Source organism: Bacillus sp. Bwzl_19 (assembly GCF_054900515.1).
Map to the genome: position 1 here is coordinate 3,025,560 of NZ_CM142729.1, position 24,982 is coordinate 3,050,541.

Genomic DNA, 24,982 nt, shown 5'->3' on the forward strand with positions numbered 1-24,982 from the left:
GACAGTCACCATGTCCCTCTCACAAGCATAAATGCTTCCGCAGCGGAAAAACCCGATTTTGCTCCCCACACATGGGCATTATGTTCTATCGCCTGCAAAGAACGGGGATGAGGGAAGTCTCTGAGCTCCGAGCCGTAACACGCCATCGATTTCAATTTCGTTTCAAGCTCGTCTTCAATATTAACGAAGAAATTGGCATGAAACTGATCCTTCTGACAATAATTCCATTCTGTCGAAGACAATGTTTCATAGGCGAAAACCCGTTTTACCGTATGGCCGGGAAGCGGGCGGGTTGCCGTCATGACCGCTCTGAATACGACGGAGTGGTCAATATTAATATCACCCCCGTACTGGGTATACACAATGTCAGGCTGAAAACGGCTGATTTGTTTCTCCGCTTCCTTCACGACATCCAGCAAATCCATTGAATCCATTCTGTTATCAGGAAGGTTCAGCCTGACAAAATCATGGATGCCCAGAGTGCTGAGCGCCTGTTCCGTTTCTTGATGGGAATGCTCCATAACGGACTCTTCCGGCTTTTCATAATCGGTTTTTCTTGATGATTTGCCTTCCGCCATAATGACCGCCGACACGCTGTCACCCTGGCGGACATGTTTGGCGAGCGTGCCGCCGACGCCGATAATTTCATCGTCGGGATGCGCTGCAAATACCATTACTTTCATCATATTGCCCTCCTTTGACTAACATTTCAGCTGTATCCGCACCGCAGTTCATCAGCATATCAAGCACGGAGAGGTGAGGGATATGCTCCCCGAATAATTGAGGATAGCCAAAATGTCTGATCTGCTGATACTCAATGACAATACCGTTTCTTTCAAAATCGCTTTCTATTAAATAGTCGGAACCCTGACTGCCTGAATAATAACGATCCGCCCCAAGCTCCTGACAAAGCGCTAAAACAAAATCGCTTTTTTTCTCCTTCCGGCATTCAAGCTCTGAAACATAACACATCGGCGTTTCAATACGGAGCTCTTTTCGGAAAAATTCAATAATGTGCATATTCAGATCATGGAGATATTCCCACTCCCGCTGATAGACATCCTGAAAAAAATGCTGGTAGCGCTCAAAATAGGGGGCTTTCGCATAATTCATTTTAATTGCCATCCAATGTTTTTTCTGCCAATCCTGTGTCTGATCGATTTTCATGTTCCGAAGCTCTATGTCTTTATACTGTTTCATCTGTAAAGGCACCGTCAGCCATCTGGGGCCTTGCGGCGTTTTGATTCTGTTGCGGTTGAGAAATCCTTTTTTTTCAAATTGAGCTGTGTCATGAATGGCAAACAGATCCGACTTATACATTTTTTCAAAAAAACCGTACCATGGCAGATAACTGGATTGATGGCCGCTTATTGTTTTCATTCCGTTTTCGCAAAAAGTCGGCATTGTTTTTCTTCAGCTCCCCAATATCGTTTCGGTCTCGCGATTTCTTTACTGTGTGAATAGCCAAAATCAGCCCATTGAAGCTTGCGGCAAATGGCGAATTGCAGGGCGTCGCGCATCAATAAGTAAGAGGCCTGCGCTTTTTTTCCCGCCGGGCTGTTTACATTCTGCCAATAATAGAAATGGGAGCGGTCATAGAGAAAAATACTGCTGCTGATCAGTGTTTCCTCCTGATATGCCCCTATCCAAAACATCCGGTCTGAAAATAGGTCAAGCAGCTTTTGGAAAAAGCCTTCACTCAGGACATAAGCCGCGCCGATTGCCGCCGTATGTTCTTTGTAGAGTTCATAAAACGCTCCAAGTTCTTTTCGCCCGATCAGACGGGTGACCGTGTTCTCTTTTTCAGCGTACCTGACTGCCGTCCGGGCTTTTCCGGAAATGCCCGTCCAAAGTTCGTCAAACGTGTCCGGAAGCGTAAGGATCTGTGTCGCCTTCTCCGTCCACGCTTCTCCGCTTTCTTCTGTAAAAGAAGTCTGACCGTACGGAAGCAGCATCCGGGATATGTTCCGGCCGAATATGGCCTTGATTTCACTTTGAAGCCATGCAAATGAGATGGGGCGGTCTGAAATAACGCCGCCGTATCCGATCATATTGCCGGATAATACGCCCTTCTGTTCAAAAAGCGGAAGATAGATGACTTGTCCACCGTCCGTTGTCAGTCTGACAGGGTGAAATGACGTGCCGGGAAGCTCTTCCATGAGAATTCCCCAATCATAGCTTTGAAACAATCCCGCCTGATACATGTCAGCGGCTCGATCCCATGCCTCGCGGGTCGTGCATACTGCTGTTTTTTGCATAGTTATCACCACTATTCAGTCTTATTCTTTTGTTCACAATATGATAAAACGGATTCGGCTATATATCTGATTTGCTCTTGGCGCAGAGGCGGTTTAAACGGCAGAGAAAGAACTCTTTTCCAAAGCGGATCTTCCTCTCCATCTCCCGCATATGTTTCATAAATCGGAATATGTTCGAGAGGAAGATAGTTCCAGCATGTTTGGATGCCTCTTTCAGCTAAATAAACGGAACACCCATACCGCTCTTCATCCCGGGGAAATACGATCGTTAAATAATTCAGATGTTCTCCTTCTTGAGGCTGGATCATTCTTATGCCGTATGTCTCTTCCGCCTTTGCAAAGATTTCTCCTGCCGCCTCCACGTTTTGGAGTGAAGCTGTTACGAGCTGATCCATACGTGAAAGCTGATCGTCAATTATGGCTTCCCTTGCCGGATGCATGCGCAGCACCGGTACAACAGCCGGTTTATCCGGCAGTGCTTCGAGCTTTGTGGCTTTCATGGAAGGCATCACGCCCGCTTTTCTATAAAGATATGAAATGGGATGATGCCGTTTCCGTTTCATAACAGCTTGTATTCTTTGATTTCTGATATAGAAGCGATAGTCAGCCGTCACTTGGCTGCGCCGTTCCATCGGGGGATTTGCGTTTTGCTGCAGCAATTCTTTCGGCGCAATTAACGCGCCGCCTCCGATACTCGCAAGCGGCTTTGACGGACCAAAGCTTAAAACGCCGAAATCACCCAGACCGCCGGCAAATGTATCCGATTGTTTTGTAAACATGGCTTGAGCGGCATCATCAATGACAACAATTCCGTTTTCCTTCGCCCAGTCAATGATTGCGGTATTTTCTCTCCGGCCGTATACATGCGTGAGGATAATCGCACAAGTCTGTCGCGTCGCTTTTTTTTTGACATCCTCGAACGATAAGGAAAGATGCTCATCCAGCTGCGCAAAAACAGGCGCCGCACCGGATTGCAGCACGGCATCAATGACATTCGGGCAGCTGAAGGATGAGAAAATCACTTCTTTTCCCCGCCCAGCTCCCGAATAAGTTAATGCGAGCACCAGTGCCGCACTCCCGCTGGAGGTCAGCACAACCCCTTTTCCGTAACGTTTTTCCAGTTTTTCAGTCAGTCCGCTTTGTTCAGCCCAAAGCAAGTGTTTCACTGCGCGCAGACGGCTCCTGACTGAAAACTGGCCCGGATAAATTGGATATTTGACCTCTTCCGGGTTTTTAGGAAAGTGAAAGTTTGTGCTTTTGTCTTTCATCTTTAATGATCTCCAGGCCTTCATTCAGACTTACTTTCGGAGAATATCCAAGCAAACGTTTCGCCTTCTCGATTGACGGCGCCCGTTTAAAAATCTCGATGTCTTTTCCTCTTACGCCGTCTTCACCGAGCTTCTTAAACAGATAGTTATCCTTCTCTCTGCCTGAGAGCACATTGACTTTCTCAGCCAGTTCTTTTATCGTGATCGGCTGGTCGTTCCCGATATTGAAGTCTTCAAAGACGGCTCCTTCATGAACGAGCGCGAGATAAGTTCCGTTGACGATATCACTGATATAGCTGAAGCAGCGTATTTGTCCGCCGTCTCCGTAAAGAGGCAGCTCTGAGCCATTCTCGGCCAGACTGAAAAACTTGTTTATGACAAAATCCTCGCGCTGTTTCGGTCCGTATACATTAAAGTACCGGACGACCCGAATATGAAGTTTATCGGAAGCTTGTTCTCTTAAATATTCCTCTGATTGCAGTTTGGCTTTTCCGTAAGCCGATTTCGGAAGCTTTCTGCTTGTCTCGGTATAAGGAAAATCAGGTGAATCTCCGAACACTTCTGAGCTCGATGAGAAAAGAAGTGTGCTGATTCCCAATTCACCGCATACCTCGGCGACGTTTTTCGTTCCTTCAAAATTGACCCGTATGACGTCTTCTTCATTGCTTCGGCAGCTGTCCACTCCGACCATTGCCGCCAAATGGACAACCGCATCCGCTCCCCTCAGTGATTCGCGCAGCGACGTCCGGTCAAGAATATCCGTGTGGCGGTATTCAGTGTCAAAAGCCGGCTTCTTTTGGTCTGCAATAATGGTGTGATACCCTTTAGTCTGTAATAACGCCGCCAGTTCGCTTCCGATAAAACCGGCCCCTCCGATAATCGCAATATTCTTCATGATCCAACCTCCTGGCTGATAGTCAAAACTTCTTTTATAGACTTAACAATATAGCTGCAATCCTCATCTGATAACTGGCTGTAAAGAGGCAGTGATACGATCTCCCGGAAAACACGTTCAGTTACCGGAAGCTCAGCAGGAAAATGTTTTTTATAGTAAGGATGCATATGCACGGGAATAAAGTGCACGCTCAGCCCGATTTGTTTTTCTTTCATTTTCTCAATAAACAGATCTCTGTCCATGCCGCCGTTTTCTCGAATCCGTAAAATAAATAAATGCCATGAGTGCGTTATGCCGTTTGGAATGTCAGAAAGCGGAAGCGCTGCTTTGTCAGCTTGGCCTGACAGTTCACGGACATAAAATTGAGCGATCTGTTCCCGTTTTTCTTGAATTTCATTTGCGCGTTTCAATTGAACCAGACCGAGTGCGGCCTGAATATCCGTCATATTATATTTAAAACCCGGCAGTAAAACGTCGTATCTCCAGCTGCCTTTTTCACCGTACCGGTTCCAGGCATTTTTTGTGATGCCGTGCCAGCCGTACAGCCTCGCTCTTTCTGCGGCCTGTTCGTCTTTCATGACGAGGGCTCCGCCTTCCCCCGTCGTAATATTTTTGGTAGCGTAAAAGCTGAAGCACACCGCATCGCCGTGGGTGCCGATCATACTTCCGTTATATTTTGTACCGAGCGCATGAGCGGCGTCTTCAATCAGGTATAATCCGTGTTCTTTACAAATGGACTGCAAGTTTTCCAGATCAGCCGGATAGCCGGCAAAATGAACCGCAATTACCGCTTTTGTGCGCGGCGTTATTTTCTTCCTGACATCTTCAGGATCTGCACACAGACTTTTCTCGCATATATCCGCAAACACAGGAACGGCTCCGGCGTGCAGGATGACATTGACACTGGAACAGAACGTGAAGCTCGGCACGATGACTTCATCGCCTTCTCCCACACCGAGCGCCAATAAAGCCATGTGTAATGCAGCGGTTCCTGAATTACAGCTGATGACGTGTTCGGCTCCTATACATTCTCCCAGCTTTTTTTCAAAATCTATTACCTTCGGGCCTTTCGAAATCCATCCCGATTGAATTGTTTCGGTGACGCTTGCGATTTCTTCGCTTGTCATATCAGGTCTGTGAAAAGAGATAAATCGATTACTAATGACCGTTCACTCCTATAAAGTGACAACTCTGCAATTGTCGGCTGATTTTTCCCTGCATACATTTCTTGTGTCAAAGATAATCGGTGAGGCATCCTTCAAAATACTGTAGTCAATCACATCGTGGTCTGTATGAATGATGATGACGTCGTATTGATTGATTTGTTCTTTTGTGAAAGGGACAGATTGTTTGCGGCTTCCGTCATTCAAGCTGATCTTGCTGATAAACGGATCATGATAATCAATCGTGCATCCCTTGCCCATCAATTCTTCCATTATCGTAAACACTGAGGATTCACGCGGATCATTTGTATTTTTTTTATAGGCGGCTCCTATTATTAAAATGCTGCATTTGTCTTTGCCCGCCAGTTTCAGGGCATAGTCAGAGACAGAAATCGGCATGTTAGAATTGATTTCGTCTGCCAGATCAATTAATTTTGTCTGCAGCCCTTTTTCATTCGCAATCCATTTGAAGTAAAAAGGATCAATCGGGATACAATGGCCTCCGACCCCGGGGCCCGGGATAAATTTTTGAAAGCCGAACGGCTTCGTGTCCGCCGCGCAGATGACTTCCCATATATCAATGTCGAGTTCACGGCAATTAAGCGCCATTTCATTGATGAGAGCTATATTGACATAACGATAGGTATTCTCTAGGAGTTTAGCTGTTTCAGCTACTTCGGGTGAGGTGACCGGGTGAATGCTGGTAACGATGGTGCTGTAAAACGCTGAGGCGAGTTCTGTGCAAGTCTGTGTAATCCCGCCGACTACTTTAGGAATATCTGATACTTCATATTGACTGTTGCCCGGATCGATTCTTTCCGGTGAATAAGCCGTAAAAAAGTCTGTTCCTATTTCCATGCGGCGGCTTGATGCCATTCTTTCGGCAATCTTTTTTTTCGTTGTTCCAGGGTAGGTGGTGCTTTCTAAAATTAAAAGCTGATGCTGTCGTCCATAAGCGATCATGCTGTCAACTGCACTGTCGATGTAGGATAAATCGGGGATCTTGTCTTTTTTGTCCAGGGGTGTCGGCACACATATCACAATGATGTCACATTTTTGGATAAGCGACATGTCGGCACTGACTTGAAATCGTTTTGTTTGTAAAGCAGAGTTCAGTCTGTCGTCCTCTATATCTTGAATATGGCTGCTTCCGGCGGCTAACAAGGAAACCTTTTCACTGTTTTTGTCGAATCCGATAACATTGTATCCTTTATCAACACATTCCAGTGCAAGAGGAAATCCCACATATCCCATGCCTAACACGCCTACAATCGCCTGCTTCGTTTCAATCAGATGTAACAGCCGTTTTTGACCAAGGTTGCTGGCTTCTTTTGTGACAGTATTCATTTTTCGCCCCCTAATAGATAGAAAAGAGTATTATTTTTTACAATTTAATACAAATATCGATCGATATCGCAATTATAACAAAAGTTAAAATTTGTTGAATGGGTTTTACATCCTTTTATAAATTAGGTATTATATATTTATTTTTCCTTTATTCATAAAATAAAATCCTATTAAATGGTACATATTTGGTAACAAGTGAGAAAATCTCCCCTAATTGAGAGAATATACAGAAAACAATATAAAAAAACAGGCCGCAGCCTGTTTTTTTATTCTTTCACAGCCTCAGTTACAGCTCCGGTAACGAGTGCTCCCGCTTTCTCTAATCGTTCTTTGCTGATATGTTTCATATTATCATTCTCGGTGTGATACCAGGGCCCCGGCTCATGTGTATCGGGGCTGAGCCAAATCCAGTTAGCCGACGGAATTCCCGCTTCATAAAAAGAGACGTGGTCTGAGTAACCGAGCTGAATCAGGCTTGGCTTGACCAGCCGGGATTGTTCAGCGGCTTTTTCAGCATACCGGACACTCGGATTTTCCCTGCCGTCAGGAGTGGTGACACACATTTGGCTCGCTTCTTTCCAGTCAGTCGCAATCATATCGGCATTAAAATTGGCCTGGCTGTGCTTTCTTTCATCTTTCGTAAGTGTACTGACGTAATAAGATGAACCCGCAGACCATAATTCTTCTGCACCGAACAGGATAAAGCGGATTTCTTTATCTTTCGGTATGTGTGTAAACTGCTTGCTTATTTCCAGAACGGCAGATGTGCCTGAGGCGTTATCGTCCGCTCCGGGCGCTCCTTTTACGCTGTCATAATGCGCTGTGACATAAATAATATCAGCATCAGAAGGGTTGGCCTGTGCCGCTTTGCGAGTTCCTATGATATTTTGTGAGGTACGGTTTTTATAATTCTTAAATTGAATGACTGCCTGCTTTTCCCGCAGCAATGCTTCACCGTCTTCTTTTTTCATACCGGCCGCCGGTATTGTTATTCCTTTCCCGCTATGCGGGCGGACAGCAAGCGGTTTTGTTGCCTGATTATAAATAATAACTGCATTGGCTCCCGCTTGTTCGGCATGTTTTATCTTTTGCGAAATGGGGATCTTCCCCTCACGGATTACTGCAATCTTTCCTTTTGCTCCCGTTACGTCATCGCGTAATCCGAGGCCGCCGTCAAAGATCGCGCCCTCTATTCTCAGCTCTTTTTCAACAGCAGATTGATCAGCGGAGCGAAGCGGGAATTCATGCTCTCCTGCTGTGACTGAACCTGAAAAATACTTTTTCAATTGAAATGTCTGTACTTGGACAGCGGCGCCTTGAGCCCTCAGGCGATTCGATATGTATTCAGCCGCTTCCTTTTCTTTCGCAGTTCCCGTTTCCCTCGGCCCGATGGTTTCACTCAGAGCATGCATGGTGTCCAATGCCTCGTCAGTATCAAAAACCGGCGCCTTCACTGTTGAATGAGCATGGGTTTCGGACAGCGGTCCGGCAGACGCGCCCCATATAACACTTGCTGCCACCGCAGCTGATATAAATGAAAATTTCATCAAAATCCCTCCTCTTATTACACCTCTTCCTTTCGATTGATGGACAATGATTCCTTTAAAAAGGAAAAAAATGAATATTATTAACCAAATGAAAATGATGAAAAAGGAGGGAAAAGTCCGAAGGCATAAAAAAAGCCGGGAGAATATCTCCCGGCATTCTTTCATTACTTATTCAAGTTATAGAAAGAGTTGATACCGTGGTATTGAGCAGTTTCAGCCAACTGATCTTCGATGCGAAGAAGCTGGTTGTATTTCGCAACACGGTCCGTACGTGACGGAGCACCTGTTTTGATTTGTCCTGCGTTTGTTGCCACAGCGATGTCAGCGATTGTGCTGTCTTCAGTTTCACCAGAACGGTGAGAGATAACGGCAGTGTAGCCCGCGCGTTTCGCCATTTCGATCGCATCGAATGTTTCAGTCAATGTACCGATTTGGTTTACTTTGATCAGGATAGAGTTGCCTACGCCGTTTTTGATACCTTCAGCAAGCTTTTTCGTGTTTGTAACGAAAAGGTCGTCACCGACAAGCTGAACTTTTTTGCCAAGACGCTCTGTAAGAAGTTTATGTCCTTCCCAGTCGTTTTCGTCAAGTCCGTCTTCGATAGAGATGATTGGGTATTTAGAAACCATTTCTTCATACCAGTCAACCATTTCAGCAGATGTTTTCACAACGCCTTCGCCAGACAGATGGTATTTGCCGTCTTCTTTGTTGTAGAACTCAGAAGATGCAGCATCCATAGCAAGTTTCACTTCTTCGCCAGGTTTGAAGCCGGCTTTTTCGATTGCTTCAACGATTGTTTGAAGCGCTTCTTCGTTAGAACCAAGGTTCGGAGCGAATCCGCCTTCGTCACCTACAGCTGTGTTCATTCCTTTAGCAGAAAGAACTGATTTCAGGCTGTGGAAGATTTGAGCGCCCATGCGAAGCGCTTCACGGAAGTTAGGCGCGCCTACAGGCATAATCATGAATTCTTGAATGTCTACGTTGTTGTCAGCATGCTCTCCGCCGTTTACGATGTTCATCATCGGTACAGGAAGCGTTTTTGAGTTGAAGCCTCCAAGGTACTGATAAAGAGGAATCTGTAAGAAATCAGCAGCAGCGCGCGCACAAGCCATAGATACGCCAAGGATTGCGTTCGCACCGAGTTTGCCTTTGTTTTCAGTTCCGTCAAGCTCGATCAAAAGCTGATCGATTGCGTTTTGTTCTGTTACGTCAAAGCCGAGAAGCTCTGGAGAAATGATTTCGTTTACGTTGTTAACAGCAGTTAACACGCCTTTTCCAAGGTAACGGTCTTTGTCGCCGTCACGAAGCTCAACCGCTTCGTATTCACCTGTAGAAGCTCCGCTTGGCACTAATGCGCGGCCAAAAGCTCCTGTTTCTGTATATACTTCAACTTCAACTGTCGGGTTGCCGCGGGAGTCAAGGACTTCGCGTGCATAAACATCAACAATGTATGGCATGAGTTTGTCTCTCCTTTTGATTTACGCTTATTTTTGAATTAAAGATGTTCCGGTCATTTCTTTCGGTTTTTCAACACCGAGAAGGTCTAATAACGTTGGTGCGAGGTCGCCTAGGATTCCGCCTTCGCGCAGCGTCACGCCTTCTTTCGTCACAATGACAGGGACTGGGTTTGTCGTATGGGCAGTGTGCGGTTCGCCTGTTTCTGTAATCAGAATGTCTGCATTACCGTGATCAGCGGTAATGATGGCGTGGCCGCCTTTAGCGATGATGGCGTCAACCACTTCGCCTAAGCATTCGTCCACTGCTTCAATTGCTTTAATTGTCGGTTCGACCATTCCGGAGTGGCCGACCATGTCAGGGTTTGCAAAGTTCAGGATGATCGCGTCGTGCTTGTCAGCCGCGATTTCTTTTACAAGAGCATCCTTCACTTCATACGCGCTCATTTCAGGCTTCAGGTCATATGTTGCGACCTTCGGCGAGTTAATGAGGATGCGCTCTTCGCCCGGGAATTCTTCTTCGCGGCCGCCGCTCATAAAGAACGTAACGTGCGGATACTTTTCAGTTTCCGCAATGCGAAGCTGTTTTAACCCGTGCTGTGCTAATACTTCACCGACCGTATTATCAAGGTTTACCGGTTTAAAAGCCACATATCCGTCAACAGATTCACTGAAGTGAGTCAGGCAGACGAAATGCAGGTTTTTCGGATGATTTTCACCGCGGTCGAAATCGCGGAAATCTTTGTTGGTAAACGTGTTCGAAATCTGGATGGCGCGGTCAGGTCTGAAATTATAGAAAATTACAGAATCGCCGTCATGAATTTTCGCAACAGGTTCGCCGTTTTCTTTTGTGATGACGGACGGAATGACGAATTCATCATGAATGCCGTTCGCATAAGAATCGTCCACTACATCCATTGCGCTCTTGTAAGACGGGCCTTCGCCGTAAGCCATTGCGCGGTACGCTTTTTCCACACGGTCCCAGCGTTTGTCGCGGTCCATGGAGTAGTAGCGTCCGGAAATGCTGGCGATTTCGCCGACACCGATTTCTTCGATTTGCTCATTCAGCTGCTGAATGTAAGTTTTCGCTGTTTGCGGACCTACATCGCGGCCGTCGAGGAAACCGTGAATATACACCTTCGTCAGCCCTTCACTTTTCGCAAGCTTCAGCAGCGCGAATAAATGATTGATATGACTGTGTACGCCTCCGTCAGAAAGAAGACCGAACAGGTGCAGCGCTTTGTCGTTGTCCTTCGCGTTTTTGATGGCGTCAAGGAACGTTTGATTGCGTTCGAATTCACCTTCGCGGATGGCAACGTTCACGCGTGTTAAGCTTTGGTACACAATACGTCCGGCGCCGATATTCAAATGTCCGACTTCAGAGTTCCCCATCTGTCCTTCAGGCAGTCCGACTGCTTCGCCTGATGCCGTCAGCGTCTGATGAGGGTATTGGTTCCAATAACGGTCGAAATTCGGTTTTTTCGCTTGTGCGACTGCGTTTCCGACTGTTTCATTGCGTAATCCGAACCCATCAAGAATGATGAGTGCAGCTGGTTTTTTACTCATATTGACCTTCCTCCAATAATTGAACGAATGACTGCGGTTCAAGGCTTGCGCCGCCGACCAAAGCACCGTCAATATCGGACTCTGCCATATATTCTTTAATATTTGCAGGTTTTACGCTGCCGCCGTATTGAATGCGGAGCTTGTCAGCAGCTTCTTGGCTGAAGCTTTCAGCAACAACTTTGCGGATATGCGCGCAGACGTCGTTTGCATCTTTCGCTGTAGAAGATTTGCCTGTTCCGATTGCCCAGATTGGCTCGTACGCAATAACGGAAGCTGCAACTTGCTCTTCAGAAAGACCCGCAAGACCTTTTTTCACTTGATCGGCAACAAGATCATTTGTTTTTCCGGCTTCGCGCTCTTCAAGCGTTTCACCTACGCAAATGATCGGCACAATGCCGTGTTTGAAAGCGGCATGCGCTTTTTTGTTAACTGTTTCATCAGTTTCAGCGAACATTTCACGGCGCTCAGAGTGGCCGATGACGCAGTAATCCACGCCAAGGTCTTTCAGAGCGACCGGGCTGATTTCGCCTGTGAACGCACCGTTTTCTTCAAAATGCATGTTTTGGGCGCCGACTTTTAAGTCAGTTCCTTTAACAGCAGAAGTCAGCTTTTCTAAGAAAAGAGCTGGTGCGCAAACAACGGCTTCCGCTTTGTCTGCTGCTGGAATGGAATTTTTCACTTCTTCAACGAAGCTGACAGCCTCGCCGAGAGTTTTGTTCATTTTCCAGTTACCGGCTATAATTGGTTTTCTCATCTGTTCCACTTCCTTATAGCAGTTTTTATTTATCGTTCAGTGCAGCTACACCAGGAAGCTCTTTGCCTTCCATGAATTCAAGAGATGCGCCGCCGCCTGTAGAGATATGGCTCATTTTATCAGCAAGGCCGAATTTTTCAACGGCTGCCGCAGAGTCTCCTCCGCCGATGACAGAGTATGTATCTTTCGCCTCTGCCAATGCTTCCGCAACCGCTTTTGTTCCTTGAGCGAACAAGTCGATTTCGAATACGCCCATCGGTCCGTTCCACACGACAAGTTTGCTGTTTTTGATAACGTCAGCATACGTTTCGCGTGTTTTCGTACCAATGTCGATTGCTTCTAAATCACTAGGGATTTCAGAGATCGGCACCATTTTCACGTTTGCATCGTTAGAGAAATCGTCTGCAACGAGCACATCTTCAGGCATATAGAATTTCACGCCTTTTTCTTTCGCGCGGTCCATGAATGATTTTGCAAGCTCGATTTTATCTTCTTCAAGCAAAGATTTACCGATTTCGTATCCAAGGGCTTTTACGAATGTGTAAGCAAGACCTCCGCCGATAATCAGGTTGTCCACTTTATCAAGCAGACTTTCGATTACGCCGATTTTGTCTTTTACTTTCGCTCCGCCGATGATCGCCGTAAACGGGCGCTCAGGATTTGTCACGGCTTTGCCGAGAACGTCAAGCTCTTTTTCCATCAGGAATCCTGCAACCGCCGGCAGATGCTCGGCAATTCCGGCTGTAGATGCGTGAGCACGGTGGGCAGCACCGAATGCGTCATTGACATATACATCCGCAAGCTCAGCAAATGCTTTTGCAAGCTCAGGATCATTTTTCTCTTCACCAGGGTAGAAACGTACGTTTTCCAATACAAGAACGTCTCCGTCCTTCATATCGGAAATTTGTGCTTTTACAGCATCTCCGTAAGCTTCATCCGCTTTTTTCACTTCTTTGCCAAGCAGTTCGCCTAAGCGCGCAGCGACAGGAGTTAAACGAAGCTCCTCAACCACTTCACCTTTCGGGCGGCCTAGGTGGCTCGCAAGAAGGACTTTCGCGCCTTGGTCTGCAAGGTGTTTGATTGTTGGAAGCGCAGCGCGGATACGAGTATCGTCTGTTACTTCCCCGTCTTTCATTGGAACGTTAAAGTCAACGCGGCAGAATACGACTTTGCCTTTTACGTCGATGTCTTTTACTGTTTTCTTATTCATGCCTTAGGAGATCCTCCTTCAAAATGGTTTGCATAGCACGAAAAACGTGAAACCGCCTCATGATGCTTCCGCCGCGGGGCAGATTGCAGCTTCTCGGCACGGGGCAGATCGTCTTCTGAGCCAGGGCAGGCGGCCCCGAAAACGAAAGTGCCGCGGAAACTGCAAAACGCGGACGTTCTGCAGCAATCCGGCGCTTTCTGAAAGCCGGTCCTCATGGAAAAAGGGAAAGGGAGTCCGTCCCCTTCCCTTGTCCGCTTTCATTATAGCGTTTCTGTCCGAAAGAACCAAGTCCGGCCCTTTCCGGGAGCTATGAATTAAAGACCTTGTTTTGCGATGTAAGCTGCAAGGTCAACAACGCGGTTAGAATAGCCGCTTTCGTTATCGTACCAAGAGATTACTTTTACCATGCTGCCTTCCATAACCATTGTAGAAAGAGCATCGATTGTAGAAGAGTTAGCATTGCCGTTGTAGTCTCCGGATACTAATGGCTCTTCGCTGTAGCCAAGGATTCCTTTAAGGTCGCCTTCAGCCGCTTCTTTAAGAGCTGCGTTTACGTCTTCAGCCGTTACGTCTTTGTTCAGTTCAGCAACTAAGTCAACAAGAGAAACGTTTGGAGTCGGCACACGCATAGCTCCGCCGTTCAGTTTGCCTTTCAGTTCAGGAAGAACGAGGGAAACTGCTTTAGCAGCACCAGTTGATGTAGGAATGATGTTTTCAGCTGCTGCACGCGCACGACGGTAGTCTTTGTGCGGAAGATCAAGAATTTGCTGATCGTTTGTGTAAGAGTGAACAGTTGTCATCATACCGCGTTTGATGCCGAATTTGTCGTTAAGTACTTTTGCAAACGGCGCAAGGCAGTTTGTTGTGCAAGATGCGTTAGAGATAACATGGTGGTTAGCCGCATCGTATTTGTCTTCGTTAACACCCATAACGATTGTGATATCTTCTTCGTTAGCAGGTGCAGAGATGATAACTTTTTTCGCGCCAGCTTCTAAATGTTTCGCAGCGTCTGCGCGTTTTGTGAAGAAACCAGTAGATTCAACTACGATTTCAACGCCTTGTTTGCCCCAGCTGAGTTTCGCAGGATCGCGCTCAGCAGAAACTTCGATTGTTTTGCCGTTAACAACAAGGTTGCTGCCGTCAACTTTAACTTCTGCGTCTAATTTTCCGTGTACGGAATCATATTGTAAAAGATGAGCAAGCATGTTAGCGTCTGTTAAATCGTTAACCGCTACTACCTCAACTTCAGGATTGTTTAATGCTGCGCGGAATACGTTACGTCCAATACGACCAAAACCGTTAATACCGACTTTTACTGCCATGATTGTTTCCTCCTTTAAATAAGTGAGAGATATTTATATTGAGGGACTTTTATCCCTTAATAACTTCTTTGCGGCTCCTTCGTCCGTGACGAGAACCGTGTTTCGCTGCTTTTTAAAATAAGCTTCAATTGCTTCTGCTTTTGATGATCCGCCCGCTACTGCGATAATGTCGGGAATGGCGCCGAGATCATCGAGCTGCATTCCGACTGAATGCACTTTGTGAACGACTTCTCCGTCCGCATTAAAGTAGTAGCCGAATGCCTCTGTCACCGCATGATTGTCATCTATTTTCTTCAAATCTTCCAAAGGCGTGTTTCTTCGTTCCGCCATTGTTCTAGCTTCGCCGATTCCGTGAACGAGCATACTCGCTGATTTAATCGTGTGAAGCACCTCTTTTACGGAAGGCTCTTCAATAATAGATGAGTAGGCGCCTTGTGACAGCTGTCCGGGAACAAACAAAAGCCGGTAAGTGCCTGAAGCTTTTTCCGCCATATGCGCGCATATGGTGTTCGCCTGATTTTTGACGTTTTCACCTAAACCGCCTCTTGCAGGCACAAACAGGAGCTCGCGGTTTTTTGAATCCGGCGTCATCATATCGGCGACAGCTTCAATTGTCGTACCGCCGGTTACAGCGACGATATTTTTGCCTGAAAATCTCTTTTTCATACATGCGACGGCCGCTCTCCCTAATTCTTTTTTGACCCAAGGAGATTGGTCGCTGTCTCCGGAAACGATAATGGCGTCTTTCAGATTAAGACGTTCCTTTAATGTCTTTTCCAAAAGCGTCAATCCTAAAACATCCTTCATCGTATCTTCCAGAATCGAAAGCAGTGAATAGCCCTCTTCCGTCAGTGTCATGCCGTTTGTTTTTATATCGATGAGATTCTGTTCTTTCAAAAACTGAACCTCGCTTCTGAGAACGCGCTCGGTCAATCCGAGACTGGCTGCAAGGCTTCTGCGGCCGATCGGTTCAGTAAGCCTGATATACTGCAAGATTTCAAATCTTTTCTGCATCACAAGCAAAAGATCAGGCAATAATTTTTTTTGAGCTTGTATTAACTGGTTCATGACTCAAACGTTCCTTCCTATTCATACTGGACAGAAAATGTCCCGCTATGACAAAAAACGTCCCATCATAGCCAAAAAAAATTATGTCTGCTTTCTTTAATTATTTTAACAGGCTGACATTGTTAATTCAACTGTTAAAGGTCAATTCCTCGACATTCTTCGCAACATTTACCAGTATCTCCTTGATACAGTCATTATATACAGAAACGGAATGAAGGTGACAGACAAAAGCCCGCCGGAGCGGGATTTTGTCGTAAAACGCTTTCATTTTATCCAGAGCTTTTCTATTTCTTCTAATGATTTATTTTTCGTCTCAGGGCAGATCGTCACGACGAACAAGAAACAGAGAATATTAATGACGGCGAATATCCAGAAGGTGTACGCAAGACCCAGCCCGCTGATCATCATCGGCACAAACTGGCCGATCGCCCAATTCGCCCCCCATAAGAATATTGTTGCAATACCGGCGAGGCGCGTGCACGGAGGTGATTCGGGAAGATTTCTGAAATCATGATCCACGTAATCGGCCCGACTGAAACGCAGAAAGCGGCGACGAATCCCAATATAATGACGACTAAAGCCGGACCGCTTGCCAGCTGAAAATAAAAGGATGCCCCGATTAAGATCATGAACAGCGCCATAAAGGCTGATCCGACCCCCATCAGCTTTTTCCGGCCAACTTTATCGACTAAAAGAACCGCGATAATGGTGAAAATCACTTCGACGACACCGACGATGCATGTCGTGACAAACCCCGCATTCTGCCCGAAGCCCATCATTTTGAAGATTTCCGGCCCGTAATACGTAATCGCGTTCATGCCGATGACCTGATTGAACAGAGCCAGCAGAATCCCGATCACAAGCGCTTTTCTCAGCCCCGGTTTAAACAGCTGAGACAACGAACCCATTTTTTCTAATTGTAAAGACGTTTCGATTTGTTTGATTTCTTCTTTCGCGGTCTGCTCGCCGTTAATGCGCGTCAGCACGGCGAGAGCTTCATTCCTGCGCCCCGCTTTTGCAAGCCAGCGCGGACTTTCCGGCACGATAAGCAGCACGATAAAAAAGATGACAGACGGAATCATGCCGTAAGCGAGCATCCACCGCCAGCCGGTGTGCACCCCCCATTCATATGAGCCGGACTGCTGGACGGCGAGGTTAATAAAATAAGTGCCGGAGATCCCTAATATCGTAAACAGCTGATACAGTGAGGACAGACTGCCGCGTATGGCCGGAGGAGCGGCTTCGGTAATATAGGTGACAGAAAGCGAGGAGCCCATTCCGATCTCCAGACCGCCGATGACTCTGGCGATAATTAAGGAAGACACACTTTGAGAAAGCGCAGAGACAACCGCTGACACCGCAAACAAAAGGGCCGCTGCCATCAGAACCTTTCTCCGTCCGAAACGGTCACTCAAAAATCCGGAAATACCGACGCCGAAAACACCGCCGATCATAATGCTTGAAATCACGAGTCCTTCCATAAAAGGACTTAAACGGTACAAGTCTTTCAGAAAACCGATGGCGCCGGAAATAACCGCCGTGTCATAACCGTACAAAAGCCCTCCCAGTCCGGCCGCGCATGAGATAAGAATGACAAACCACTTCGAATGCTCCCGAGTGACAGGTACATTTGAGCCAATTGGTGCCGGGTGATTCTTCATGAATTTTTACCCTCCCGCGAATAATAGAATAAAAACGCTTACAAATCAGAGCACTATTACATTTGTACGTACTTATAAAGAATTTTATCTAAAAATAAGGAAAATTAGTACGTAGAAATAAAGAATAAGCAGTTTTTCAGAATCTGTCAATTGTTTTTACGACTTGATGAAAGGGCTTACTATGTTATACTGGAATTTGTCCGTATACATTTTGGAGGAATTGATATGCTACCGAAATATGCTCAAGTAAAAGAAGAAATTTGTTCATGGCTGAATCAAGGGAAAATACAGCCTGACCAAAAGCTGCCTACGGAAAATGAGCTGATGCAGCAGTTCGGCGTCAGCCGCCATACCATCAGAAAAGCGATCGGGGATTTGGTCTCGCAGGGGCTGCTGTACAGCGTTCAGGGCGGAGGCACCTTTGTCGCTTCACGCACGGCGAAATCAGCCATGCATTCAAACAAAACGATCGGCGTCATTACAACGTACATATCAGACTATATTTTCCCGAGCATCATCAGAGGAATCGAATCTTATTTAAGCGAACAAGGCTATTCCATGCTGCTGACGAGCACCAACAACAATACAGAAAGTGAACGACGCGGCCTTGAAAACCTGCTGTCTAAAAATATAGACGGGCTGATTGTCGAGCCTACGAAAAGCGCGCTGCAGACGCCCAACATCGGCTATTATCTCAATCTGGAGAAAAACGGCATTCCGTTTGCCATGATTAACGCTTCTTATGCGGAGCTGGCCGCACCGAGCTTTTCCGTCAATGATGTCAAAGGCGGCATGATGGCTTGCGAATACGTCATGTCCCTCGGCCACACGCACATTATGGGAATTTTTAAAGCGGATGACACGCAGGGCGTCAAACGGATGAACGGCTATCTGCAGGCGCATCGGGAGCGCGGGATCTTCCCGTCTCCGGACATGATCGTAACTTACACGACTGAGGAAAAAGAAACCGTGCTTCTCCAAAAGATTAAGGATACCCTTGAGCAAAACAGCGGATCATACCCGACGGCCATTCTTTGTTATAATGATGAAATTGCGCTGAAGACAATTAATCTTCTCAGAGAATTCAGCTTAAAGGTGCCTGATGACGTGTCAGTCATGGGCTATGATGATTCACATTTCGCCCAGATTTCCGAGGTGAAGCTCACCTCTGTCAAGCACCCGAAATCCATTATGGGGAAAGCGGCGGCAAAATACGTCATCGACTGCTTAGAACATAAAAAACCGAAGCAAGATGACGTCGTGTATGAACCGGAACTCGTCATCCGGAATTCCGTCAGGCGGATCGGCGAATGAAAAAAGCAATGTGCACGGCACATTGCTTTTTTGCTCAGCTGTTTTTTAATTCAGCAATAATTTCAAACGACCGCATTCTGTCGGCATGCTCAAAGCTTTCAGAATTCACCATGATTTCATCCGCCTGTGTTGTCCGGATGAAGCTTTCCAGCTTTTCCTTCACACGATCAGGTCCGCCGACGATCGTTGAACTGAGCTGTTCATTGACCATCGCTTTTTCATACGGCGACCAGATTTGATCCATGTCTTCAACAGGAGGTTTCAGCTGATTCGGTGTACCGCGTACGAGGTCTAAAAATCTTTGATAATGCGATGTCGCCAGATGCTCCGCCTTTTCATCCGTATCCGCGGCAATGACGGTGACGCCGACCATCGCGTACGGTTTATCCAGTACGTCTGACGGGCGGAAGGAGCTTCGGTACATCTCAAGGGCGGGCACGGTGTTTTTCGGTGAGAAGTGAGCCGCAAAGGCGAACGGAAGCCCGAGCTCACCCGCAAGACGCGCGCTGAAGCCGCTTGAGCCCAAAAGCCAGATCGGCACGTCCAGCCCTTCGCCTGGAATGGCGCGGACTTGATTACGCACATTGCCTGACGGTTTAAAGTAATTTCTCAATTCTTCAAGCTGCTCCGGAAAATCTTCTCCGCTGTTTATATTTCTTCTTAAAGCTCTCGCCGTTAATTGGTCGGTTCCCGGAGCGCGTCCGAGCCCGAGGTCAATCCGCCCCGGATATAACGTTTCAAGGGTTCCGAATTGCTCCGCGATCACAAGCGACGAGTGGTTCGGCAGCATAATGCCGCCTGAACCGACGCGGATTTTTTTCGTGCCGCCGGCAATGTGGCCGATCAGCACTGACGTTGCCGAGCTGGCAACTCCTTCTATATTATGATGCTCCGCCAGCCAGTAGCGGTTATAGCCCCACTCCTCGGCGCGGCGCGCTAAATCCATGCTGTTGCGGAACGATTCAGCAACCGTTCCCCCCTGTACGACCGGCGATAAATTCAATACGGAAAACGCAGTATCTTTCAATGTATGTTCAGCCATCGTTTTCTCCTTTATGGTTTAGTGTAAGCAGATCTTAAACAAGGTCTCTACCACACACCTTACCACAGCTTTTCCCGTGAGTTAAACAATTTGATTCGATGATCTTCGAACAATCAGTCAGCGGCGGTTTTCTTACGGATGAACAGCTCCTCGGCAATTTCAATAAAAAGCTTGGCGGCAAGTGAGGCGTCTTTTATAGAAGGAACCGCCAGCTGCACCTCCCTGAATACATCCGGGGTAAACTCTTTAATCACCACTTCTTCCGGAAGAGGATTGCCGGCCATAGACATTTCCGATAAGATTGCCATGCCTAACCCCTCCCGCACCATATTAATGGATGTGCTGACATTAAAAACGGTAAAGGCGCGCAAAGTTCGGCACCGGCTTGTTTAAACAAACCGGAAAAAGGGGACGTGTAACCGCCGTCGCAGACCACCATCGGTTCGCCGTCCAGATCCTTTATTGTTACGGTTGAGCGTGCGGCGAGAGGGTGATCCCTATGCATAACCGCTGCCATTTTGTCTTTTTTCAACAGGAAATAATCCATATCCTCTGTCGGAAAAAGCAAAATGCCCGCATCAATCATCCGGGATTGCAGCCACTCCTTCACTTCGTCCGCCGTTCCTTCATGCAGCACCAGTTCAAGCTTCGGATACCGTTTTTTAAACACGCTGATCAGCTTTGGAATGAAATAAGCGGAAGCGGCCGGAAATGTGCCGATGTGAATCGTTCCCTGTTCAAGCCCTCTTTCCGCGGCCGCCAGCTGCTCCGCTTTTTCTATGCCTTTGAGCACCTCTCTGATATGTACGAGAATTTTTTTGCCCGTGTCCGTGAGCCTTAAGCCGTTGCGGCGTTCCCGGATGATCAGCTTGATGCCGAGCTCCGTCTCAAGCGCCGAGATGGCATGACTGACGGCGGGCTGCGTCATATTCAGCGCCTGCCCTGCTTTTGTAAAACTTCCCGTTTCAGCAATTTGAACAAAAACCCGCAGTTGTGTAATCGTCATAACGTTTTACTTATGCTCCTTATAAAAAAGATTCATTTTATTTATCTTACTGATTACCGTATCATATGATGGAATTGTTCTACAAGGAGTGAACGACGTGAAACAGCTTTCGAGAATACAGACGGCTCTCATGCTGGCGTTTTTAGTCACGGTATGGGGGATTAACTGGCCGCTGACAAAGGCAGCGCTCGCCTATTCGCCGCCCCTTCTGTTTGCCGGAATCCGCACGCTGATCGGCGGACTGCTGCTGTTAATGGTTGCGGTGCCCCGTTTTAAAAAGCTGCGTTTTAAAGAAACGTGGCCGATCTATCTTATTTCTGCTATTTTAAATATCACTTTATTTTACGGCCTGCAAACGGTCGGCTTGAACTACCTGCCCGCCGGCTTATTTTCAGCCATTGTGTTTTTCCAGCCGGTCTTAATGGGCGTTTTTTCTTGGCTGTGGCTCGGGGAACCGATGTTTCCTTTGAAAATAGCCGGTCTTATTCTGGGCTTCGCCGGTGTCGCCGTCATCAGCGCAGCCGGTTTCGGAGGCCATATTTCCATCGCCGGCATTCTTCTGGCATTAGGCTCTGCGGTCAGCTGGGCGCTCGGCACGGTATTTATGAAAAGAACGGGAGGACGCGTGGATTCCATCTGGATGGTCGCTCTTCAGCTTCTGATCGGCGGCGGGCTGCTTGTCAGCTCAGGCAGTTTTTCGGAAAGCTTTTCAGCGATTCAATGGAAAGCTCCGTTCATTCTCAGCCTTCTATTTATTTCGGTATTTGTCATCGCGCTCGGCTGGCTCGTCTTTTTTACGCTTGTCGGTTCAGGGGAAGCAAGCAAGGTTGCCTCTTACACCTTCCTGATCCCGCTCATTTCCATTGTCGTCAGCTCGATTTTCCTGCATGAGCCGCTGACCGTCAGCCTTTTGGCCGGACTGCTTCTGATCGTCACAAGCATCTGTTTTGTGAATATAACACCGAAGAAACTGAAAACACCTGCTTTGGCCGCAGAAAAAAAGGCCGTTCATTAAAAAAACTCTTGCCGCGGGGCAAGAGTTTTTTATTTATTGGCGTCTCCCTTTCACAAGATACGCAGCCGTAATGAGCAGATAGATGGCCGCCGTGATGCATGTAATGACGATTGATGTCGTGGCAATCACGCCGATCAGGATGGCCAAAAGCGCAAGCACCGCGAACCATGTGGTGTACGGGAACCATTTTACGTAATAAGCGGGCTGTTCCGCTGCATGTTTTCTTGATTTCAGATGGGCGAACCCGATAATCAGCCAAATGAACAGCACGGTATAGCCTAGTGACCCCATCAAATAATTAAACGTCTGGCTTCCTGCAAATAAAGAAATCAGAACGCCTACATATAAAAACGACGTACATGTAAGAATCGCATAAACGGGGACCTTTTTCTTTGATAGTTTTGAAAAGACTTTCGGCACCCGGCCGTCAGAAGCCTGCGTAAACAAGACGCGGGATGATCCGTACAGTCCCGAGTTCATGGACGAGATAATCGCAAGAAGAATGACGGCGTTCATAATATGGTCGGCACCCGGAATTCCGATCATCTTAAATACGATGACAAACGGGCTTTCGGGAACGCTGTTAACTTGATTCCAAGGAATCAGGCTGACGATGATGAAAAACGGCAGCAAGTAAAAAGCGACAATCCGCGTTAACGTGCTGCGGACAGCTTTCGGAATCACCTTTTCAGGATTTTTTGTCTCCGCCAGCGTGACGCCGATGATTTCCGTTCCGCCGTATGAGTAGATCACAACGAGCATCGCCGTAATGACGCCCCCCGCTCCATGCGGGAAAAACCCGCCGTGGTTCGTTAGATGAGACAGCCCCGGTGCCGTGTGATTGCCGAATGAGAAAAATAACAGCAGAATACCGCATAAAATAAAGATGACAATCACCGTAATTTTAATAAGCGCGAGCCAGTACTCTGTCTCGGCAAACAGCTTAACAGAAAGCATATTAACGACCGTAACAACGATGGAAATGATTAGAGCCAATATCCATATCGGACATTCCGGCAGCCAATATTGAATAAAAATTGCGGCTACTACCGCTTCTGCGGCAATATTGAGCACCCACATTTTCCAATAAATCCAGTCTAAAAAGTATGCAGCGTACGAACCGAGAGACTGCTGAACCAAATCACGGAACGTCCTTGCATTTTTATTTCGGACAGCCATTTCAGCCAGCCCCTGCATAATAAACAGCAGAATAATTCCGCCGAGGAGATAGGCCAATAATACGGACGGCCCGGCTTCATCAATCGCCGTGCTGCTGCCTTTAAAAAGCCCGGCTCCGATCGCGCCTCCAAGCGCCATCATCATAATGTGTCTGGACGACATCGTCCGTTTTAACGTTTGCTTGTCCTTTTCCATCTATCACACGCCCTCTCGCAAAAAATTGTTCATCACATAAAAAAGCACGCCGCCTCTTTTTAGAAAAGAGACGGCGTGCCTCAGGCAGCCGCGGTACCACTCTTGTTGATCCCGAATATCCGGAATCCAGCTTTTAAACCTTTTAACGAAGGTCAGCCGTTAGGACATAGGGAATATTCCGACAATTCCGTTCCGCCCTGCCACTTCCGGGCGAGTTCAAAGAACAATCAGTCCGCGTTGCACCACCCCGCGGCTCTCTTTTTCTGACTGGATTCTTTTACTGCTCCCGTTCACAGTGTTTTATGTTAAATGAATCTCTTGAGTTTTTATTTTCTGAATATAGTAACATAATATACAGTCTTCTATTTTCAAAGTCAATACATAATTTTTGCCGCTTATTGCCCTTCCAAGTCATTTAAAAATCTCAGCAGAAATCCGGAAACCGGGCTTTGCTTTCCGGGTGCCGCGCTTTCCGCTTTTACCTTTGTATTTGCGTATAAAAACAGGGCAAGCGCAATGCCGAATGAAATGACGAGAATCCATGCTTTTTTCATCCAGATTCCTCCTCACTTTTTATCATCGGCGGCCTTTCTCTTTTTTTTATATTTTAAATCGAAAAAACAATTTTAAAATTCTGTTTTCCTTATATTGAAACTTGCTTTATCATAAAAGTATGCGTTTACATTCGAGTAAGGAGGTTATAGCATGACCCCTGTCAATTCAAGCAGCATCGGGAAGATTCAGGCTGCCAGCAAAGGCTTGTCGCCAAAATTGAGAGCGATTGCAGACCATATCGTGAAGGAACCGAAAGACGTGGTTCACCTCTCCATCATTCAGCTGGCGGAAAAAACGAAAAGCTCTGAAGCGACGATTTTCAGGCTGTGCAAGCGTCTCGGTTTTACCGGCTATCAGGATTTAAAAATCACGCTTGCTCAGGAGATCGTTCAGGAGCCGGTACAGCACATTCATGAAGAAATGAGCCCCGATGACGATATCGAAGTCATCATTCAGAAAGTTTTCCGCGCAAATATTTCCGGCCTGACTGATACCTTCCATTTACTAGATCCGGCCGATGTTGAAAAGGCGGTAGAGATGATTCACAGCGCAGACAGAATCGAATTTTACGGAAACGGCGGCTCCGGGCTGATCGCCACTGACGCGTATCATAAGTTTATGCGTACGGGCATAAACTGCATCGCGCATACGGATTCTCACTTTCAGGCGATGTCAGCGGGTCTTCTCGGTCCCGGAAGCGCGGTCATCGGCATTTCTCATTCGGGGAGCAACAAAGATGTGCTCGACGCAGTGAAAACGGCCAAATCGCTCGGCGCAGGAACGATCGGCATTACAAGCTATCAAAAATCGCCGCTCACCCAGATTTCCGACGTTGTGCTGTATACATCAACAAGGGAGACGGCCTTCAGAACGGAAGCGATGTCCGCAAGACTCGCCCAGCTGACAGTCATTGATACACTGTATTTCGCAACTGCCCGTCTGCGGCAGGAGAAAACGCTCGCCAACTTGCAGAAAATCAGAAAAATGATCGCGCACAAACGTTTGTAATCGCTTTCTGAATATTTATTTTTCAAAAGAGAAATGCCGATACAGCGGGAAATGAGGCAATTTTATGAAAAAATTTTTCTTCTTCATCGTTGATTTATAAAAAAATTATTCCTATAATTGACTTTGTAAGGGCATACATTATCAATCTATCTTAT

General features: G+C 46.9%; 20 protein-coding genes, 2 pseudogenes and 1 other annotated feature. Of the genes and pseudogenes, 3 read left to right on the forward strand and 19 right to left on the reverse strand.

Features of this window, described 5'->3' with window-relative positions; genetic code table 11:
- Nucleotides 1-5: 5 nt before the first annotated feature.
- The 15 genes and pseudogenes from ACW5MY_RS16155 to ACW5MY_RS16225 all read right to left on the reverse strand — a co-directional run bounded on the left by ACW5MY_RS16155 (nt 6) and on the right by ACW5MY_RS16225 (nt 17,513).
- The gene (locus tag ACW5MY_RS16155) at nt 6-683 is read right to left on the reverse strand and encodes a PIG-L deacetylase family protein (RefSeq protein WP_014471049.1); all 678 of its coding nucleotides are present in this window, start codon (nt 681-683) and stop codon (nt 6-8) included.
- Complete coding sequence (locus ACW5MY_RS16160; protein ID WP_013353653.1) at nt 646-1,404, reverse strand: WbqC family protein; 759 nt, start codon at nt 1,402-1,404, stop codon at nt 646-648. Before ACW5MY_RS16160 ends, ACW5MY_RS16155 begins: the two co-directional genes overlap by 38 nt.
- Nucleotides 1,377-2,258: a GNAT family N-acetyltransferase gene (locus tag ACW5MY_RS16165; RefSeq protein ID WP_013353654.1), complete on the reverse strand. Its 882-nt coding sequence runs from the start codon at nt 2,256-2,258 to the stop codon at nt 1,377-1,379. The genes ACW5MY_RS16160 and ACW5MY_RS16165 overlap by 28 nt, the downstream gene beginning before the upstream one ends.
- Before the next feature lie 11 nt (nt 2,259-2,269).
- Nucleotides 2,270-3,526, reverse strand: a complete 1,257-nt coding sequence (locus ACW5MY_RS16170; RefSeq protein ID WP_289393928.1) for an aminotransferase class V-fold PLP-dependent enzyme — start codon at nt 3,524-3,526, stop codon at nt 2,270-2,272.
- Nucleotides 3,492-4,421 carry an NAD-dependent epimerase/dehydratase family protein gene (locus tag ACW5MY_RS16175; RefSeq protein ID WP_013353656.1) on the reverse strand — a complete coding sequence of 310 codons (930 nt, stop codon included), beginning with the start codon at nt 4,419-4,421 and terminating at the stop codon, nt 3,492-3,494. The genes ACW5MY_RS16170 and ACW5MY_RS16175 overlap by 35 nt, the downstream gene beginning before the upstream one ends.
- Complete coding sequence (locus ACW5MY_RS16180) at nt 4,418-5,548, reverse strand: DegT/DnrJ/EryC1/StrS family aminotransferase (RefSeq protein WP_013353657.1); 1,131 nt, start codon at nt 5,546-5,548, stop codon at nt 4,418-4,420. Before ACW5MY_RS16180 ends, ACW5MY_RS16175 begins: the two co-directional genes overlap by 4 nt.
- 48 nt (nt 5,549-5,596) lie before the next feature.
- Complete coding sequence (locus ACW5MY_RS16185; RefSeq protein ID WP_013353658.1) at nt 5,597-6,931, reverse strand: nucleotide sugar dehydrogenase; 1,335 nt, start codon at nt 6,929-6,931, stop codon at nt 5,597-5,599.
- A 266-nt stretch (nt 6,932-7,197) separates the two neighbouring features.
- A complete protein-coding gene (locus tag ACW5MY_RS16190; protein ID WP_013353659.1) occupies nt 7,198-8,478 on the reverse strand; it encodes a M28 family peptidase in 1,281 nt (426 codons plus the stop codon).
- A 164-nt stretch (nt 8,479-8,642) separates the two neighbouring features.
- Nucleotides 8,643-9,935, reverse strand: coding sequence for a phosphopyruvate hydratase (gene eno, locus ACW5MY_RS16195; protein WP_007409956.1), 1,293 nt, complete (start codon nt 9,933-9,935; stop codon nt 8,643-8,645).
- Between the two features lie 27 nt (nt 9,936-9,962).
- Entirely contained in the window at nt 9,963-11,498 is a 1,536-nt protein-coding gene (gene gpmI / locus ACW5MY_RS16200; RefSeq protein WP_013353660.1) for a 2,3-bisphosphoglycerate-independent phosphoglycerate mutase, read from the reverse strand.
- Entirely contained in the window at nt 11,491-12,252 is a 762-nt protein-coding gene (tpiA, locus tag ACW5MY_RS16205; protein ID WP_013353661.1) for a triose-phosphate isomerase, read from the reverse strand. Before tpiA ends, gpmI begins: the two co-directional genes overlap by 8 nt.
- A gap of 25 nt (nt 12,253-12,277) precedes the next feature.
- Nucleotides 12,278-13,462 carry a phosphoglycerate kinase gene (locus tag ACW5MY_RS16210; protein ID WP_013353662.1) on the reverse strand — a complete coding sequence of 395 codons (1,185 nt, stop codon included), beginning with the start codon at nt 13,460-13,462 and terminating at the stop codon, nt 12,278-12,280.
- Nucleotides 13,463-13,776: 314 nt separating this feature from the next.
- Nucleotides 13,777-14,784: a type I glyceraldehyde-3-phosphate dehydrogenase gene (gene gap, locus ACW5MY_RS16215; protein WP_003151611.1), complete on the reverse strand. Its 1,008-nt coding sequence runs from the start codon at nt 14,782-14,784 to the stop codon at nt 13,777-13,779.
- Between the two features lie 33 nt (nt 14,785-14,817).
- Nucleotides 14,818-15,852 (reverse strand): gapA transcriptional regulator CggR, encoded by a 1,035-nt coding sequence (gene cggR / locus ACW5MY_RS16220; RefSeq protein WP_013353663.1) that lies wholly within the window; start codon nt 15,850-15,852, stop codon nt 14,818-14,820.
- A gap of 264 nt (nt 15,853-16,116) precedes the next feature.
- A pseudogene (locus ACW5MY_RS16225) lies at nt 16,117-17,513 on the reverse strand (sugar porter family MFS transporter).
- Nucleotides 17,514-17,738: 225 nt separating this feature from the next.
- Here ACW5MY_RS16225 and ACW5MY_RS16230 point away from each other — a divergent pair.
- Complete coding sequence (locus ACW5MY_RS16230; protein WP_013353665.1) at nt 17,739-18,827, forward strand: GntR family transcriptional regulator; 1,089 nt, start codon at nt 17,739-17,741, stop codon at nt 18,825-18,827.
- A gap of 34 nt (nt 18,828-18,861) precedes the next feature.
- On the opposite strand, the gene ACW5MY_RS16235 is transcribed toward ACW5MY_RS16230, so the two are convergent.
- Nucleotides 18,862-19,869: an LLM class flavin-dependent oxidoreductase gene (locus ACW5MY_RS16235; RefSeq protein WP_013353666.1), complete on the reverse strand. Its 1,008-nt coding sequence runs from the start codon at nt 19,867-19,869 to the stop codon at nt 18,862-18,864.
- 113 nt (nt 19,870-19,982) lie between these two features.
- Nucleotides 19,983-20,875 (reverse strand): annotated as a pseudogene (locus ACW5MY_RS16240) (LysR family transcriptional regulator).
- Between the two features lie 97 nt (nt 20,876-20,972).
- Here ACW5MY_RS16240 and ACW5MY_RS16245 point away from each other — a divergent pair.
- Nucleotides 20,973-21,890, forward strand: coding sequence for a DMT family transporter (locus ACW5MY_RS16245; protein WP_013353668.1), 918 nt, complete (start codon nt 20,973-20,975; stop codon nt 21,888-21,890).
- Between the two features lie 33 nt (nt 21,891-21,923).
- Here ACW5MY_RS16245 and ACW5MY_RS16250 read toward each other — a convergent pair whose 3' ends face one another.
- Nucleotides 21,924-23,264 (reverse strand): amino acid permease, encoded by a 1,341-nt coding sequence (locus ACW5MY_RS16250; protein ID WP_013353669.1) that lies wholly within the window; start codon nt 23,262-23,264, stop codon nt 21,924-21,926.
- A 63-nt stretch (nt 23,265-23,327) separates the two neighbouring features.
- Nucleotides 23,328-23,567: a binding site (T-box leader), on the reverse strand.
- A gap of 92 nt (nt 23,568-23,659) precedes the next feature.
- The gene (locus ACW5MY_RS16255) at nt 23,660-23,818 is read right to left on the reverse strand and encodes a hypothetical protein (protein WP_014471053.1); all 159 of its coding nucleotides are present in this window, start codon (nt 23,816-23,818) and stop codon (nt 23,660-23,662) included.
- A gap of 151 nt (nt 23,819-23,969) precedes the next feature.
- On the opposite strand from ACW5MY_RS16255, the gene ACW5MY_RS16260 reads away from it, so the two are divergent.
- The gene (locus ACW5MY_RS16260; protein ID WP_013353670.1) at nt 23,970-24,827 is read left to right on the forward strand and encodes a MurR/RpiR family transcriptional regulator; all 858 of its coding nucleotides are present in this window, start codon (nt 23,970-23,972) and stop codon (nt 24,825-24,827) included.
- Nucleotides 24,828-24,982: the final 155 nt, after the last annotated feature.